General features: G+C 70.3%; 17 protein-coding genes. 10 read left to right on the top strand and 7 right to left on the bottom strand.

Annotation, left to right across the window (positions count from 1 at the left end; all coding sequences use genetic code 11):
* Window positions 1-72 precede the first annotated feature (72 nt).
* The 3 genes from ACWD0Y_RS10030 to ACWD0Y_RS10020 all read right to left on the bottom strand — a co-directional run bounded on the left by ACWD0Y_RS10030 (window position 73) and on the right by ACWD0Y_RS10020 (window position 3,409).
* Complete coding sequence (locus tag ACWD0Y_RS10030; protein ID WP_450259890.1) at window positions 73-2,154, bottom strand: pectinesterase family protein; 2,082 nt, start codon at window positions 2,152-2,154, stop codon at window positions 73-75.
* Between the two features lie 256 nt (window positions 2,155-2,410).
* On the bottom strand, window positions 2,411-2,554 hold the full coding sequence (locus ACWD0Y_RS10025) for a hypothetical protein (RefSeq protein ID WP_450259889.1): 144 nt from the start codon (window positions 2,552-2,554) through the stop codon (window positions 2,411-2,413).
* Between the two features lie 282 nt (window positions 2,555-2,836).
* Complete coding sequence (locus tag ACWD0Y_RS10020) at window positions 2,837-3,409, bottom strand: rhodanese-like domain-containing protein (protein ID WP_450259888.1); 573 nt, start codon at window positions 3,407-3,409, stop codon at window positions 2,837-2,839.
* 68 nt (window positions 3,410-3,477) lie between these two features.
* Here ACWD0Y_RS10020 and ACWD0Y_RS10015 point away from each other — a divergent pair, with 68 nt between their 5' ends.
* Window positions 3,478-3,756: a metal-sensitive transcriptional regulator gene (locus ACWD0Y_RS10015; RefSeq protein WP_093803246.1), complete on the top strand. Its 279-nt coding sequence runs from the start codon at window positions 3,478-3,480 to the stop codon at window positions 3,754-3,756.
* 73 nt (window positions 3,757-3,829) lie between these two features.
* On the opposite strand, the gene ACWD0Y_RS10010 is transcribed toward ACWD0Y_RS10015, so the two are convergent.
* From ACWD0Y_RS10010 to ACWD0Y_RS10000, 3 genes are all read right to left on the bottom strand, one after another.
* Window positions 3,830-4,573, bottom strand: a complete 744-nt coding sequence (locus ACWD0Y_RS10010; RefSeq protein ID WP_450259887.1) for a sulfite exporter TauE/SafE family protein — start codon at window positions 4,571-4,573, stop codon at window positions 3,830-3,832.
* Entirely contained in the window at window positions 4,570-4,929 is a 360-nt protein-coding gene (locus ACWD0Y_RS10005; RefSeq protein WP_450259886.1) for a rhodanese-like domain-containing protein, read from the bottom strand. The genes ACWD0Y_RS10010 and ACWD0Y_RS10005 overlap by 4 nt, the downstream gene beginning before the upstream one ends.
* An 82-nt stretch (window positions 4,930-5,011) precedes the next feature.
* Window positions 5,012-6,385 carry an MBL fold metallo-hydrolase gene (locus ACWD0Y_RS10000; RefSeq protein WP_450259885.1) on the bottom strand — a complete coding sequence of 458 codons (1,374 nt, stop codon included), beginning with the start codon at window positions 6,383-6,385 and terminating at the stop codon, window positions 5,012-5,014.
* Between the two features lie 547 nt (window positions 6,386-6,932).
* Here ACWD0Y_RS10000 and ACWD0Y_RS09995 point away from each other — a divergent pair.
* Window positions 6,933-7,160, top strand: coding sequence for a DUF5133 domain-containing protein (locus ACWD0Y_RS09995; RefSeq protein ID WP_450259884.1), 228 nt, complete (start codon window positions 6,933-6,935; stop codon window positions 7,158-7,160).
* A gap of 46 nt (window positions 7,161-7,206) precedes the next feature.
* On the opposite strand, the gene ctaD is transcribed toward ACWD0Y_RS09995, so the two are convergent.
* On the bottom strand, window positions 7,207-8,937 hold the full coding sequence (gene ctaD, locus ACWD0Y_RS09990; RefSeq protein WP_450259883.1) for an aa3-type cytochrome oxidase subunit I: 1,731 nt from the start codon (window positions 8,935-8,937) through the stop codon (window positions 7,207-7,209).
* Window positions 8,938-9,301: 364 nt separating this feature from the next.
* Between ctaD and ACWD0Y_RS09985 the strand changes: the two genes are divergently transcribed.
* The 8 genes from ACWD0Y_RS09985 to ACWD0Y_RS09950 all read left to right on the top strand — a co-directional run bounded on the left by ACWD0Y_RS09985 (window position 9,302) and on the right by ACWD0Y_RS09950 (window position 15,339).
* Window positions 9,302-10,504 (top strand): hypothetical protein, encoded by a 1,203-nt coding sequence (locus ACWD0Y_RS09985; protein ID WP_093798565.1) that lies wholly within the window; start codon window positions 9,302-9,304, stop codon window positions 10,502-10,504.
* A 13-nt stretch (window positions 10,505-10,517) separates the two neighbouring features.
* Window positions 10,518-11,111, top strand: a complete 594-nt coding sequence (locus tag ACWD0Y_RS09980) for a hemerythrin domain-containing protein (RefSeq protein WP_450259882.1) — start codon at window positions 10,518-10,520, stop codon at window positions 11,109-11,111.
* 204 nt (window positions 11,112-11,315) lie between these two features.
* Entirely contained in the window at window positions 11,316-12,245 is a 930-nt protein-coding gene (locus tag ACWD0Y_RS09975) for a Rieske 2Fe-2S domain-containing protein (RefSeq protein WP_450259881.1), read from the top strand.
* 96 nt (window positions 12,246-12,341) lie between these two features.
* On the top strand, window positions 12,342-12,638 hold the full coding sequence (locus tag ACWD0Y_RS09970) for a hypothetical protein (RefSeq protein ID WP_450259880.1): 297 nt from the start codon (window positions 12,342-12,344) through the stop codon (window positions 12,636-12,638).
* 135 nt (window positions 12,639-12,773) lie between these two features.
* Entirely contained in the window at window positions 12,774-13,217 is a 444-nt protein-coding gene (locus ACWD0Y_RS09965) for an SPW repeat domain-containing protein (RefSeq protein ID WP_107081066.1), read from the top strand.
* Window positions 13,218-13,385: 168 nt separating this feature from the next.
* Window positions 13,386-13,775 (top strand): cell division protein SepF, encoded by a 390-nt coding sequence (locus ACWD0Y_RS09960; RefSeq protein ID WP_093798562.1) that lies wholly within the window; start codon window positions 13,386-13,388, stop codon window positions 13,773-13,775.
* Between the two features lie 56 nt (window positions 13,776-13,831).
* Complete coding sequence (locus ACWD0Y_RS09955) at window positions 13,832-14,992, top strand: AAA family ATPase (RefSeq protein ID WP_450259879.1); 1,161 nt, start codon at window positions 13,832-13,834, stop codon at window positions 14,990-14,992.
* Complete coding sequence (locus ACWD0Y_RS09950) at window positions 14,989-15,339, top strand: nucleotide pyrophosphohydrolase (RefSeq protein ID WP_450259878.1); 351 nt, start codon at window positions 14,989-14,991, stop codon at window positions 15,337-15,339. Before ACWD0Y_RS09955 ends, ACWD0Y_RS09950 begins: the two co-directional genes overlap by 4 nt.
* Window positions 15,340-15,355 lie beyond the last annotated feature (16 nt).

Below are 15,355 nucleotides of genomic sequence, written 5' to 3'. Positions count from 1 at the left end.
GGGTCATGTCTTCCAGGAGCAGGCCGCTCAGGCGGCCCAGCGGGCGCCCCGGCTTACCCCCGGGGCCGGGGATCATACGCCGGTGGGCTCCCAGTCGCCGAACCAGTCCGCCGTCTCCTGGGCGGCGGCCTGGGCGTCCGTCAGGTGCGGGCGGTCACCGCCGGCGGCACCTGCGCCCGGGCCCTCGTTGCTGTACTCGGCGAAACGGTCGTTCTTCCAGGAGAAGCCGCCCATGTCCGTCCAGGGAGCGGCCTTGACGGCCGCGCCGAGGATGCTGTCGCGGATGGTGGTCTGCGGGTCGAGGCTCGCGTCACCGCCGGCGTGCCAGGGGCGGCCGAGGAAGAAGCTCCGGGCGGCCACGTCGCCGTCGATGGTGGTGCGGGTGATGAGGAAGCCCTTGCGGCCGGCGGGGGTGCTGGGCGCGGTGACGTACCCGGCCGAGGTGCCGTTCCAGCGCTTCTTCAGGGTGAGGACGGACTTGTCGATGACCGCGGTGGCGCGGCCGAAGACGAAGTCGGTGTTGCCGATGACGTAGGAGTTGGTCAGGTACACCCGGCCCGTGCGGTCCTTGCCCGCCGTGTCGAGGAGCAGGGTGTCCTGGTCGCCGCTGATGATGAGGGCGTCCAGGCGGATGCGGTCGGCGGCGGTGCGCAGCGCCACCGCCTGCTGGCCGTTCAGGTGCTGGTGCTTCGCCTCGTCGAAGTCGTTGGAGATGGTGAGGTTGCGGGCCCGGAAGTCGTCGGCCTCCACGGCGACGGTCGCGCTGCCGCCGGTGCCGTAGGTGCCCGAGCCGTCCGGCTTGGCCATCCCGGCGGCGTGGCCTTCGACGATGACGGTGTCCTTGCGGCTGCGGCCGGTGCCCTCGAACGTGATGTGCGGCTTGTTCGCCGGGACCTTCACCGTCTCGCGGTACGTGCCGGGCGCGATCCGGATCACGACGCGCGAGGTGTTGCCCGCCGGGACGGCGTCGACGGCCTTCTGCACGCTCTTGTACTGGCCGCTGCCGTCCTTGGCCACGGTCAGGGTGCTCTGCGCGGCGGCGGCGGCCGCCGCATCGGCGCTCACCGGTGTGCCGATCGAACTCTGCGGTCCGGCGCCGGACTTGAGGAGCGCGGGGACGTCGGCCGCCTTGTCGAGACGGTAGTCGTAGTACGCCTTCGGGTCGAACGCGGTGCCGCCGCTCTCGTTGCGGCCGCTGGTGCGGGTGAAGACGTTGCCGCGCTGGACCAGACCGGCCGTGCCGTCCTTGATGACGGGGTTGTTCACGCCCTGGAAGTAGCTGTTCTCCAGGACCATCTTCGTCCTGCCGCGCGCGTAGTTGCCGTAGGACGACGTGATGCCGGTGCCGGGGTCGTCCTGGAGGTAGTTGTTGTAGAGGTGGGCGTGCGCGACGTTGTCGGTCGACGGGTTGCGCTGCTCGGTCTCCCGGAACCAGTTGTGGTGGATCGTCAGGTCGGCGGTCGTGTTCTCGGTCCAGCCGATGCCGAACGTCTTGTTGTTGTCGCTCAGCCTGTTCCAGGACACCGTCACGTAGGTGGTGTCCTTGCGGCTGTCGATCAGACCGTCGGCCATGTGCCGCAGGTTGTTGTGGTCGATCCAGACGTGGTGCGCGCCGTCCATCTGGACGGCGTCCCAGTCGTGCTCCTTGTCGTTCCAGATCCCCTGGTACGCATCCCGGATCGTGAGGTTCCGGATGATCACGTTGTGCACGCCCTGGCCGAGGAAGAAGCCACCGCCCACGATCTGCCCCGAGGTGCCCGCGCCGACGATCGTCTTGTCGGAGGCGACCTTGATCTCCTTGCCCTTGGGGTTCATCGAGATCGTGGCGGCCACCACGATGACGTACGGCTCCCGGGCGGTCGCGTACTTCTCCAGATCGGCGAGGGTGCGCACGGTGACCGTCTTCCCGCCCCTGCCGCCGTACGTCCCCTTCTGCCCGAGCGCGTGGACCGACGCGAAACCGTCAGCGGTGTCGTCGGCCCAGTCCGGCGCGGCGGCCGCCGCGGCCTTCGGCTGCGCGTCCTCCCCGAACACCCCGAAAGCCGTGCCGTAGGCCATGGCCCCTGCGGCGGCCAGCGCCAGCGGGACCCCTGCCAGCAGGGCCGTCTTCCTTCTGCGGTGCCGCGCCTTGCCGTGACCGTGCCGCTCAGTCATGAGTGTTTTCCCCATCTGCAGGTATGTGGGCGCCCGTGAGGAACGGGCTGCTCAACAGTTGCCGCAGAGCCGGGAATGGTTGCCGTCCCGTCGAAATACCTGCGTCCAGCCACTGCCCCGGGCGCAGGTACACCGGTCAGCCCCCGGCTGCCCGGTGCGCACCTCCCGCCGGTTCGAGTGATGCCGGACCAGGCGAGAGCAAAGGAGCATGCCCGCCCTGGCGAGGTCCTCGGGTGCGTCGACCGCTGTTCCTCCGTCATTGCCGGACAGCACCCGTACGCCGTGAACCGTGTTCGAAGAAGCGCCACATCACGACGCCTTCGGTGCGCTCCAGCGGCCCCTGGAGGATGTGCCGGAGCATGCGGAGGGCCGTTCCGGTGACGCCCGCCCTGACGCTCATCTGCCGCTCCGGGTGGCCAAGGCACCGTTCTGGACAGCCGCAAAACTGTGCCTGACCACTCCCCGGGCCCCGCCCCGGCGGGGCAGGACCCGGCATCAAGGCCGGCCTGTGCCCGGACACCCTGCCCGGCGACGTCGAGCCCCACCGCCCGGCCCCGCACGACCGTGCGGACTCGCGCGGTCCACCTGTTCCGGAACGTTCCCCCACCCGTACGCCGGAGCGAATCCTGTGAAGCGCGGCCGGGCGGCTGCCGGAGCGTACCGGGGCGGGGCTCTCAGGCGGTCAGACTGTCAGGCGCAGCAGGGTCTCCTCGAAGGAGACAGCGTTCCTGGGGGGCCGGTTGTGGGGCAGCCTGGCCAGGGCGACGGCCATGCCGCAGGTGTTGGTCACTCCGGAGAAGACGAGTCCGGCGCCGATGGCCCCGGACAGCCAATGGGCGGGAGCCCAGGCGAGACCGGCCAGGAAGCCGGCGAGGACCAGGGTGCCGGCGGCGAGGCGGACCTGGCGGTCCATGGGCCAGGTGGCGCGTGTGCCCGCCGGGCGCTCGATGCCGTGGCCCGCGGCGGCCCAGCCGCTGGTGCCGCCGTTCAGTGTGGCGGCGTCGATGCCCTGGGCGGCCAGTTGCTCGCAGCCCTTGGCGGACCGGGCTCCGGAGGCGCAGACGAGGAGGAGCGGCGTGCGCCGGGCGGCCTGCCGGAGGGCGTCCGTAGCCTCTCCCAGGCGGTCCAGCGGGATGTTGTGAGCGCCGGGCAGGTGCCCGGCGGCGTACTCGCCGGGGGTGCGGACGTCGATCACGGTGAAGTCGCCGAGGCGGGCGACGGCCTGGGCGGGGGTCAGTGCGGTGGCGGTGGCCATGGAGCGGGTGCCTTTCTGGACGGTCCCCCCACGGTAAGATACGGGTGGGGGTATGTGAGGAGGATGGTGTGCAGCTCGACATGAGTGCCGAGGAGCTGAAGTCGGCGTTGAACCGGCTGCGGCGGGCGCAGGGTCAGCTCGCGGGAGTGATCAGGATGATCGAGGAGGGCCGGGACTGCGAGGACGTCGTCACGCAGTTGTCGGCGGTCTCCAAGGCGCTGGACCGGGCTGGGTTCTCGATCATCGCCACGGGTCTGCAGCAGTGCATGACCAGTGAGGACCCGCAGATGCAGGACTCCGCGCAGATGCGGGCCCGGCTGGAGAAGCTGTTCCTTTCGCTGGCTTGAGAGTCAGGCATCCCGTGGGGCCTGCCGCGGACGCCCGGACAGCGGGGCGTCCGCGGCAGGCCCCACGGCTGTTTCACAGCAGGGCTCCGGTCGCCATCACCGCGGCCACGGTCAGCAGCAGACCGCCGAAGGCCCGCTGCAGGACGGCGGGTCGGATCTTCATGGCCAGCCGCTTGCCGTCCCAGGCGCCCAGGACCGCCGTCGCGATGAACGGCATGATCAGGGCCCAGTCCAGGCTGACCTCGGTGGCCGCGCGGGCCGCGAGAGCGACCAGGGCGTTGGCGACGATGACCAGCAGGCTGGTGCCGACGGCCACGCTCATCGGCACCGCCAGCACGGACACCAGCGCGGGGACGGCGAGGAAGCCGCCACCGACCCCGAGGAAACCGGTCACCGCGCCCAGGGCGGCTCCTGCCCCTGCCGCGCGGGGCGCCGACACCGTTCCGTTCTCCTGTGGTGTCCGGCGGCGCAGCATGCGCAGTCCGGCCAGCACGGCGAGAAGGGCGAAGGCCAATGTCAGTACGGCGGCGGGGAGGTGCGCGGACAGCAGGCCCGCCGCCGCGGCGGGCGGCAGGCCGGCCGCGGCGAACAGCAGTCCGGCCCGCCAGTGCACCGCTCCCGCCCGGGCGTGGGCCATCAGCGCGGTGAACGAGGTGACGATCACGATGACGAGGCCGGCGGTGGTGGCCTCGGCCGGACTGAAGCCGAGCAGGTAGATCAGGGCGGGTACGGTCAGGATGCTGCCGCCCGCACCGAGCGAGCCCAGGGCGAGACCGACCAGCGCCCCGGCGAGCAGGGCGAGGACGAGCGCGGTCATATGACGGTGCCCGCAGCCCCGTGCACGTCCTGGACGGGCAGGGCCTCGGCGGCCCAGGCGCACATTCCGCCGGTGACGCCGACCGCCTCCACCCCGCGTTCGGCCGGCAGCCGCGCGGTGTGCTGCGAGCGGCGCCCGGAACGGCACGGCAGCACCGCGGTGCGCCCGCTCCCGCTGCCGGACGCCTCCGCACCGCCGGCCGGCCGCGCCGACGGCACCGGCAGCGCACCGGGCGCGTGGCCGGTTTCGAGTTCATCGATCTCCCGGACATCGAGCAGTACCGCCGTACCGTCCCCGAAGGCGCGGTACGCCTGCACAGGGGTGGCACGGGCGGGGCCGTGTGGTGACAAGGACATGGTGTTTCCTTACGAAGCCCCTGCTCGGCCGGTGGCCCGGTGGCCCGGTGGCCCGGTGGCCCGGTGGAGCAGGGTGGTGCGGTCAGTGCTGGGCGCGCGTGACAACCGGGAGGCCGGCGGCCGCGGCGGCCGGGTAACCGTCGTCGACGGCCACCACATCGCGTCCGGCGGCGTCCAGGACGGAAGCGGCGATCGCCGCACGCATCCCGCCGGCGCAGTGCACCCACACCGTCCCCGCGGGAACTTCGTGAAGGCGCTGGTGCACCTCGTGGACCGGAACGTGCACGCTGCCCTCGATCCAGCCGCCGGCCCGCTCACCGGCGCGGCGCACGTCCAGCACCACCACGTCCTCGCCCCGCTCGCGGGCGGCGGCCAGGTCGGCGAACGCCGCCCGCGGGAACGAGGCGAGCGGCGCCTCGGCGCTGGTCCAGTCGGTCGGAGAGCCGACGGCCGCGGCGGCCGGGCGGTCGATCCCCACCCGGGCCAGCTCGCGCTGCGCACGGGCGACCTCCTCGGCGCTCCGGGCCAGCAGCGTCACCGGCCTGCCCCACGGGATCAGCCACGCCAGATAGGTCGCAAGCTGTCCCTCGGCCTCGAAGTTGAACGAGCCCGCCACATGCCCCTCGGCGAACGCCACGCGGCTGCGCAGGTCCACCACCCACTCACCGGCCGCCAGGCGGCGGGCGATCTCCCCGGCGTCGGCCCGCTCCGGCACGGTCAGGTCCACCGGCGTGGGGCCCGCGGCGTTGGCCGGCCCCATGTGTGCGTAGTAGGCCGGGACGTCGTCCAGCCCGGCCAGCAACTCCTTGACGAACGTCTCCACGTCCTGGGCCAGCACCGGGTTGGACCCCTTCTCCATGCCGATCGTGCTGTGCTCACCGCCGGCCTGCGCGGAGGAGCAGAAACTGCCGAACCCGTGCGTGGGCATCACAGCGACCTCGTCGTCGAGCTCTGCCGCGAGGCGGTGCGCGGAAGCGTGCTGCGCCCGCGCCAGCCCCTCGGTCAGCCGTGGCTCCACAAGGTCCGGACGGCCCACGCTGCCGATCAGCAGCGATCCGCCGGTGAACGCGGCGACCGCGCGCCCTGCCTCCTCCAGCACGTAGGAGGTGTGGTGCGGCGTGTGCCCGGGGGTGGCCACGGCCCGCAGCAGCACACCCTCCTCGATCTCCTCGACATCACCGTCGGCCACCGCGACCCGCGCGTACGCCACCGACGCCCCGGCGGGCACCAGGTAGCGGGCACCGGTCAGCCGGGCCAGTTCCAGACCTCCGGTCACGTAGTCGTTGTGCACGTGCGTCTCCGCGACCGCCACGATCCGCACCTCCCGCCGGGCGGCAGCCGCGATCACCCGGTCGATGTCCCGCGGCGGATCCACCACCACGGCCGCTCGGGCACCCCCCGCCAGATAACTGCGGTTGCCCAGACCCTCGGTCTGAAGGACGTCGACAAAGAACACGGCACTCTCCCGTCACATATTTACCCCCCGGGGTATCGGTTCCCACCGTAACAGATATACCTGGGGGGGTATTCGTGGGCGAGTCTCGACGGGAGGCCGTGAGGCGGCGACGGGCAGGGGCCGGAACGTCGGGGTTCCAGCCGCGCATGCCGCCCCGGCTGCGAGGGCTGCGGCTGACCATCTGCTCGCCTCGGCCGACGACCACCCCGCGGGACCGGCGAACAGTTCCGATGGCGCACCACGTGGAGTGCGTGACGATCCCGGATTCGATCAAGAAGGACGCCTGACCTGCGGTTGGACGCTTTCCGGACGAGGACGCCGTCCTGGGCACCAGGAAGTCCGGCCGGAGGGCGCGTCCCTCTCGGCGGGCTTGCCGTGCGGCTGCGTCGGTGGCAGGGGCATGCGGTGCCGGGAGTTTCGCTCCGCACACCGTCCGCTGCCCGTGCGAAACCGGCACGGGCAGCGGACGATGAATGCGAGACGAGTCGCTGGGAAAGCGCTCGATCAACCGAATGGCGGCGTGTGGGGGAGCGTGAGGAGACCTGTCGTGCTGATGGCTCACCCTGCGGTTCTGCGTGATCTGGTCGAGCAGTACGAGGCGCTTGCGGCGTTGCACGCCGATGCCGGCAGCCCCGAGGTGCGCCAGTGGGTGGAGGACGTCACCTACACGCTGTGCGTCTCCACCGGCACGCGGGACGTGGGCGCCGCTCTTGCGGCCGCCCACGAGCAGCTGGGTGAGGAGCCTTCCGGTGAGGGCGTCCTCCTCTCCGCCTGACGCTCCCGGGACGACGCGGCTTCCCCAAACGTCATCTCTCCCGGCGTCACTTCCCGTTCTTGCGGTCGGACAGCGGGGAGGCCACGCCTTCGCCGGGTTCGGCCACGTCGCGGAGCCCCTCGTTCTCCACCCGGTCGATGGCGGCCACAGCGGGGTGGTGCAGATCGAAGGCGGGGGATTCGGAGCGGATCTTCGGCAGGGTGAGGAAGTTGTGGCGGGGCGGCGGGCAGGAGGTCGCCCATTCCAGGGAACGCCCGTACCCCCAGGGGTCGTCGACTTCGATCCGCTTTCCGTACTTCGCTGTCTTCCAGACGTTGTAGAGGAACGGCAGTGTCGACAGGCCCAGAAGGAAAGCGCCGATCGACGACAGGGTGTTGAGCCCGGTGAACCCGTCGGCGGCCAGGTAGTCGGCGTAACGGCGGGGCATGCCTTCCGCGCCCAGCCAGTGCTGCACGAGGAACGTCATGTGGAATCCGACGAAGAGCGTCCAGAAATGGATCTTCCCCAGGCGCTCGTCGAGCATGGTGCCGGTCATTTTCGGCCACCAGAAATGGAACCCGGCGAACATCGCGAAAACGATCGTGCCGAACAGCACGTAGTGGAAATGGGCGACGACGAAGTACGAGTCGGTGACGTGGAAGTCCATCGGCGGCGAGGCGAGGATGATGCCGGTCAGCCCGCCGAACAGGAACGTCACGAGGAAGCCGACAGCCCACAGCATGGGTGTCTCGAAGGAGATGGACCCTTTCCACATCGTGCCGATCCAGTTGAAGAACTTGACACCGGTCGGAACGGCGATGAGGAACGTCATGAAGGAGAAGAACGGCAGCAGGACCGCGCCGGTGGCGAACATGTGGTGCGCCCATACGGTCAGCGAAAGCCCGGTGATGGCGATGGTGGCGCCGACCAGCCCCACGTAACCGAAGATCGGTTTGCGTGAGAAGACCGGAAAGATTTCGGTCACCACGCCGAAGAACGGCAACGCCAGGACGTAGACCTCCGGATGCCCGAAGAACCAGAACAGATGCTGCCACAGCAGTGATCCGCCGTTCTCGGGGGCGAAGACGAGGGAGCCGAAGCGGCGGTCCGATTCCAGGACCAGCAGCGCGGCCGCGAGGACCGGGAAGGCGAGCAGGACCAGGACGGAGGTGAGCAGCACGTTCCACGTGAACAGCGGCATGCGGAACATCGTCATGCCCGGGGCGCGCATGCAGATGATCGTGGTGATGAAGTTGACCGCGCCGAGGATCGTGCCGAATCCGGAGAGCGCCAGCCCCATGATCCACATGTCGGAGCCGATGGAGGGCGAGCGTTCCGCGCGGCTGAGCGGGGTGTAGGCGGTCCAGCCGAAGTCGGCCGTGCCGTTCGTGGTCAGAAGGCCTGTGACCACGATGAGCCCGCCGAAGAGGAAGAGCCAGTACGACAGCATGTTCAGCCGCGGGAACGCCACGTCGGGCGAGCCGATCTGCAGCGGCATGATGGCGTTGGCGAATCCGGCGAAGGTCGGGGTGGCGAACAGCAGCAGCATCACCGTGCCGTGCATGGTGAATGCCTGGTTGTACTGCTCGTTCGAGAGCATCTGGATACCCGGCCGGGCCAGCTCCGCCCGCATCGCCAGGGCGAGCAGCCCGCCGAAGAGAAAGAACATGAACGATGTGATCAGATAAAGATGCCCGATCTTCTTGTGATCCGTGGTGGTCATCCAGTTCACCACCACGCGGCCCACGCCGCGGCCTGCTACGGGGACAGGGGCGACCGGCTCGGTCGATGTGGCCATACGAATCCTTATGGGCTCATGCGTGGGCAGGTCGCGCGGCGAAGTACCCCCTCGTCGCTATCCCAAACTTTATGCACTGCGCACCGCATTGGCGCGCTGCCGAACCAGGTTTCACAATAGACATCTAATAGCTCAATGCCCTTGAACGGTGCGAAAATTGCATCCGGAACGAACCCCCGCCGAGGGCAGGGATTCACGCGTCGTGACTGGCCCGGACGGGTGAGAGTGCGCCGGCTCCGGCGCGCGGTTCCGCAGCCGCGCCCCATGGCGCCCGGAGCATGGCCAGCGTTCTGTCGTACTCCGTGTGGACAAGGTTCTTCGGGGTACTCCGGCAGTTCGAAACCGGTCCGTCAAGGAGGCGCACATGACGTTCAATCCTTTGGAGCAACGCGGTATCCCGCTGGACCGTCAGCTCAGGAACTGGCGGGAACTGAATGTCGAGCCGATCGACCCCGATCACTGTGATCCGTACACCCGGTGCCGGATCATCACGATGAACGGGATCGAGGTGGAGGCGATCCTGTTCAGCCACCAGCTCGCTCGTCACACCGTCGATCCGGAGATCAAGAGGCAGCTGGCGAGGACCCGCTACATCGAGGCGCAGCAGCAGAAAGCCGTGAACTGGCTTCTGCCCGGAGTGTCTTCGGTGCTGGAGACGACGATCGCCTATGAGCAGGTCGCGGTCGACCTCACCGCGTGGATCGCGCGGATGGAGCCGGACCCGTACCTCAAGCAGGCCTATCAGTTCGGCGTGCTGGAGGACTTCGACCATCTGTACCGGTACGCGAACCTGTACGAGATGATCGAGCACCGCAAGGCGGAGTCGATCGTCGACGGCCTGACGGAGGTCATTCCGGGCCGCCCGACCAAGTACCACCACCGGAACCCGGTGGACAACGTCCGCGACCCGTACGACCGGACCCGGACCGACCCCCTGTCCAAGCTGCACGCGCTGACGGTCCTGTCGGCGGAGCAGCAGACGATGAACTTCTACATGAACACCGGCCCCACCTACATGGAGCCGATCGCCCGTCAGCTCTACCAGGAGATCGGGCTGATCGAGGAGGAGCACGTCACCCACTACGAGTCGCTCGTCGACCCGGGCGAGACGTGGTGGGAGCAGCTCGTCAACCACGAGTACAACGAGTGCTACCTCTACTACTCCTTCATGGAGCAGGAGAGCGACCCCAGGGTGAAGGCGATCTGGGAGCTGCACCTGAACATGGAGCTCGAGCACCTGCACATCGCCTGCGACCTCATGCGACGCCACGACGGCCGTGATCCCGCGGAGATCCTCGCGCCGCAGCTGCCCAACGTCCTGACCTTCGAGCCGAACAAGGCGTACCTGCGCGAGCTGCTCGGCACCCAGATGGACCTGACGACCCTGGGCGCCGGCTACGTCCGCGACGCGCACGAGCGCTTCGAGCAGATGCAGGAGCAGATCCACGGCGGCGAAGAGCCCCCGAGCGAGCAGGTGATCACCCAGCACGACGCCATGTTCGGCCGCGAGTACCGGCTGGAGACCGAGGGCGAGCACCCCGATCCCGCCATGCGAGAGAACAGCTGACGGAAGGTTCGGTATGACTGAGACGCACACTCCGCAGGCCGGTGACGACCACGCGGCCGACACCGATGTGGTGGCGCTGCTCATGCGCCAGCACGGAGACATCCGCAATCTCTTCGACGAAGTCGAGCAGTCGACGGGTGACGCACGCAAGGACGCCTTCCGCCGTCTGGTACGTCTCCTCGCCGTGCACGAGACCGCCGAGGAGGAAGTGGTCCATCCCTTCGCCCGCCGCAATCTCCCGGGCGGTGAGCAGGTCGTCGAGGACCGGCTGAGGGAAGAGCGGGAGGCCAAGGAGACCCTCGCGGCGCTCGACGACATGGACACCGACGACCCGAAGTTCCTGCCCCGGCTGATCGCCCTGCGGGCCGACGTCCAGGAGCACGCGCGCGCCGAGGAACGCTACGAGTTCACCCACATCCGGCGCAGCACCGACGCGGCCAGGCTCGCCTCCATGGCCAAGGGCGTCAAGGCCGCCGAAGCCATGGCCCCCACCCGGCCCCACCCCGGAGTGGAGTCCGGCGCGGCCAACATGGCGCTCGGTCCGGTGGCCGCGCTGATGGACCGCACCAAGGACGCCGTCCGCAAGGCCATGGGCAGCGACGGCTGAATCGCTCCTCGCCGGTCCACCGCCCTCAGGCGGCTCGACGCCGGCGCGGGTTCCTTCCCCTTCCGGGGCCCCGGGATCCGCCACCCGGCGCGAGCTGTCTGAGGGCGTTCCCCCGCCCGTCGCCCCAGGTGTCCCGTGGATCCCCGTAACCCACTCGCCCGCTCGGCCCGTTTCCAGCGGCTTCGCGTGGGTTACATGGGTTCCATGGATACGTCGAGGAAAGGTCCCGGCCGGATTCTGTCCGCCGTGGACCGTCTGGAGCGCCGGCCCGAGGCCGACGGACTGATCGACGCTGTGCGGCGGGCTGTGCGTGCGGTGCCGCTCGGGCGCGGCCGGGACGCCCTGCACGGGCGCTGGCTGGGGCACCCGGTGCATCCTCTGATGGTGCAGGTGCCCATCGGCACCTGGATGTCCGCAGCGGTCCTGGATCTGTTGCCCGGGCAGCGCCGGGCCGCCCGCGCCCTGGTGGGGGTGGGCCTGATGACCGCGCTGCCCGCGGCGGTGGCCGGCTGGACCGACTGGGCGGAACTGCGACGTCCGCAGATGCGCGTGGGCCTGGTCCACGCCGTGGCCAACATCAGCGCGGCCACGCTCTACGCCGGCTCCTTCGTCGCGCGTTCCCGCGGCCGTCACGGCCGCGGGAAAGCCCTGGGGTTCGCCGGGCTGACCCTCATCGGTGTCGGCGGCGCGCTGGGCGGTCACCTGGCCTACCGCCAGGCCTCCGGCGCCAACCACGCCGAACAGGTCCCTCACCTGGTGAAACCCGGCTGGCACGGCCTGGGCGAGGTGGCCGGCCTCCCGGTGGGCCGACCGGTACGGCGCCACATGGACGAGGTGCCGGTCATGGTCGTCCGCGAGGCGGACGGGGCCGTACACGTCCTGGCCGACCAGTGCAGCCACATGGCCGGGCCCCTGTCGGAGGGGGAGATCATCGACGGATGCGTCCGGTGCCCCTGGCACGGCAGTACCTTCCGGCTGTCCGACGGCTGGAACGTGGGCGGCCCGGCGACCGCCCCCCAGCCCGCGTTCGACACGCGCGTCGTGGACGGCCGCGTGGAAGCACGGCTCCGGAACCTGGAGGAAGCGGGCCCGGGGAACGGCCACCGCACGGATCGCGGCATCACAGCGAGCTGACCGGGGACGCGGAGCCGGCGGCGGTACGCCGCACAGGACACGTACCGCCGCCGCCGTCAGTCGCGGATACGGGCCGCCGGTGTGAAGCTGGAGGATATGGACTGGGCTTCATGGACAACGCTCGGGGTGTTGTCGGGCCGCGGTGGGGTGCTCACCGACGAGGCGGGTGTCCTGGCGGGTGACCTCACCGTGCACACCACGTGGGCGGGCGGGGAAGCGCGTATCGCTGTCCAGTACAGCGGAGCGTCCGACTGGTTCACCATGTCGGGCAGCCCCACCCCCTGCCCTTCGGAGGCCGACAGCCGGAACCTGCACGACGCCGTAGTGGCTGCGGTGCGGGCGGGGTCCGCCGCCACCGTCCCCCGCCCGCCGTACCGGACCCCGTCGCGATGACGGCGCCGTCCACGGCGCGGTGTCCGCCACGGCGGCATGGACGAGGAGAGAACGAGACCACAGGCCCCGCCCCGGTGCCGCCCCGCCGGCCGGGGCGGCACGGACGGCCGGCCCGGCCGATATGAGGAGTGGACCATGAATGTCGGGAACCCTTCGTCGCCTTCACGCGCGTCCGTGCCGTCCGGCACCAAGAGCTCCCTCCGGCGGGACCAGCGTGAACAGCTCCTCGGGCTGCTGATGGTGCTGGCCAGCATCGCCCTGTTCGTCGCCCCCTGGGTCGTGGGCTATCCCGACTCGGCCAAGGACATCCACCGCAGCGAGCTGGCTGTGGGGCTGATCGTGTTCTTCGTCGCCCTGATGCGGTTCAAGTGGCACTTCGGAATGTGGTCCGATCTGGTCGTCCTGGTGGCGGGGGCCTGGCTCATCGCGTCGCCTTGGCTGCTGAGCCTGCAGAACACCGTGGTCTTCGACGGCGCACAGGTCTTCGACGTGGCTGCCGGTATCGTCCTGGTGGTGCTGGCCGTCGCGTCGATGCTGCTCCTGCGCGCGTCCAGGAAGGCCGGGGACCGGCAGGAGTGAACCGTCCCGGCCCGCCCGCTCCGGCCACCGCCCGCGCGCTGTCCTCCGTACGGGAGACCGTCATGCCGGTGTGAGTCCCGTCATCCGCGCCGTGTCGTTGTTGGGCCGAACGGGTGAGTCGCGGGAAGATGGCCGGATGCAGACACAGCACGTGAGCGGAGTGGTCCGGTGAGCAGGTACGACGTCACCGATGAACAGTGGGCCGGGCTCGCTCAGGTCGTGCCGCTGCGCAGCAGGAACGAGTGGCCCTCCAGGGTCGATCACCGCACGATGCCGCAGGAGCAGGAGGCCGCCGAGCACCGGCGGATGATCGTGCTGCGCGTGCAGGTGTTCTCCGACGCCCGTGAGGTCGCGGAGTACCTGATCGCGCAGGTACCGGTGCTCCTGGACCTGACCGCGGCGGACGCCGATGTGGCCAAGCGCATTCTCGATTTCAGCAGCGGTGTGGTCTTCGGGCTCGGCAGCGGCATGCACCGGGTCGACCGGAACGTCTTCCTGCTGTCGCCGGCCGGCATGGAGGTCGAGGGGGCCGAGGTGGCCGCAGTCCCTCAAACGTAGGAACGTCCGTCAGAGGTAACGGTTCGTCAGGTAAGGGACTGCGTACCGTCGCGGTCATGACTGTGCTCTCTCCGGGGCAGCGCCCCGGACCTCCGGCCGACGACCGTGGCGTCCCCACGGTCACCGAACTGCGGCTCTCGGCCTTCAGGTCGCACCGCGGCGCGACCTTCCCGCTCGGCCCGGTGACCCTGTTCGCGGGCGCCAGCGGCAGCGGCAAGTCGAGCGTCCTGGAGGTGTACGACGCGCTGGCCCGCCTCGGCGGGGGCGCCGCGCTGGGCGAGGTGTTCCGGGACCCGGCGGGATGCGTGCCGGAGCGGACGGGGCCCGACGCCCAGGGGCGGCGGGGTTTCAGGATCGGCTGCACCGTGGAGGGGCCCGCGGGCCCCGTACGCCTCGATCTCGCCGTACAGGCCGAACCCGAACTGCGCGTCGTCGGCGAGCGGCTGACCTGCGACGGGCAGACGCTGCTGACCACCGCGCTGCGCGATCCGGGGCGCAGCACGGTGCAGGCGGCCTGGTACACGGCGGGCACGGCGCCGGTGACCCGGGCGCCGCTGCCCGGCGACCGGCTGGGTACGGCGCTGCTGCCGCTGCGGGTGGCCGGCAAGACGGCGGGGCAACTGCGGGTGCTGGCCGCCGCGGAGCAGGTGGTCCTCGCGCTGCGGTCGGTGTTCGCGTGCGACCCGCAGCCCGCGCGCATGCGGGAGCCGGTGGCACTGGGCGACGCCCGGCTGCGGCGTGGCTGCGACAACCTCGCGGAGGTGCTGTGGCGCACGCACCGCCAGTGCGCGAAGCGTCACGCGCGGCTGGCCGCGACGGTGCGGGCGGGGTGCCCGGGGCCGGTGGAGGCGCTGGCCGTGGAGGAGCTCGCGGACGGGAAGGTACGGGCGCTGGTGGACCGGGGCGGTCCGTGGGCCACGCCCGTGGGGCGGCTCGGGGACGGTGAGCTGAGGTACCTGGCGCTCGCACTCGTGCTGCTGACCGGGCCGGGGGTGCTGGCCGTGGACACCGTCGCCGAGGTGCCCGCGGCGATGCAGGCGCTGACGGTTCTCGCGGACGGCTTCGACCGTTCGATGGACGGGCGGCAGATGAGGGAACTGGTGGCGCTGGCGGCCTCGGTCTGCGCCGGGGGGCACATCAGGCTGGTGGGGGCGGTCACGGACGCCTCGTACGCGCGCGAAGTGGACGGAGTGACGGTGGTAGACCTGGGGCCGTGACTGAACTCGATGTAGCGGGACTGCAGCGGCGGCTGGCCGAATTCGCGGCGGCTCGGGGGTGGGGGCCGTACCACACGCCGAAGAACCTGGCGGTGGCGCTGAGCGTGGAGGCGTCCGAACTGCTGGAGATCTTCCAGTGGCTGACGCCCGAGGAGTCGGCGCGGGTGATGGAGGATCCGCGGTCCGCGCACCGGGTGACGGACGAGGTCGCCGATGTCCTCGCGTACCTGCTGCAGTTCAGTGAGGTGCTCGGGATCGATGTGCTGGCGGCGCTGGCGGCGAAGATCGACCGGAATGAACTGCGCTTTCCGGTGCCGGAAACCATGGATCGTCACTCTCCGGAGTGATACACCTATCCAAAAT

Source organism: Streptomyces altiplanensis, from assembly GCF_053591575.1.
Note: the sequence above shows the minus strand (reverse complement) of the source record. Positions and strands in the feature narration are given on the sequence as shown.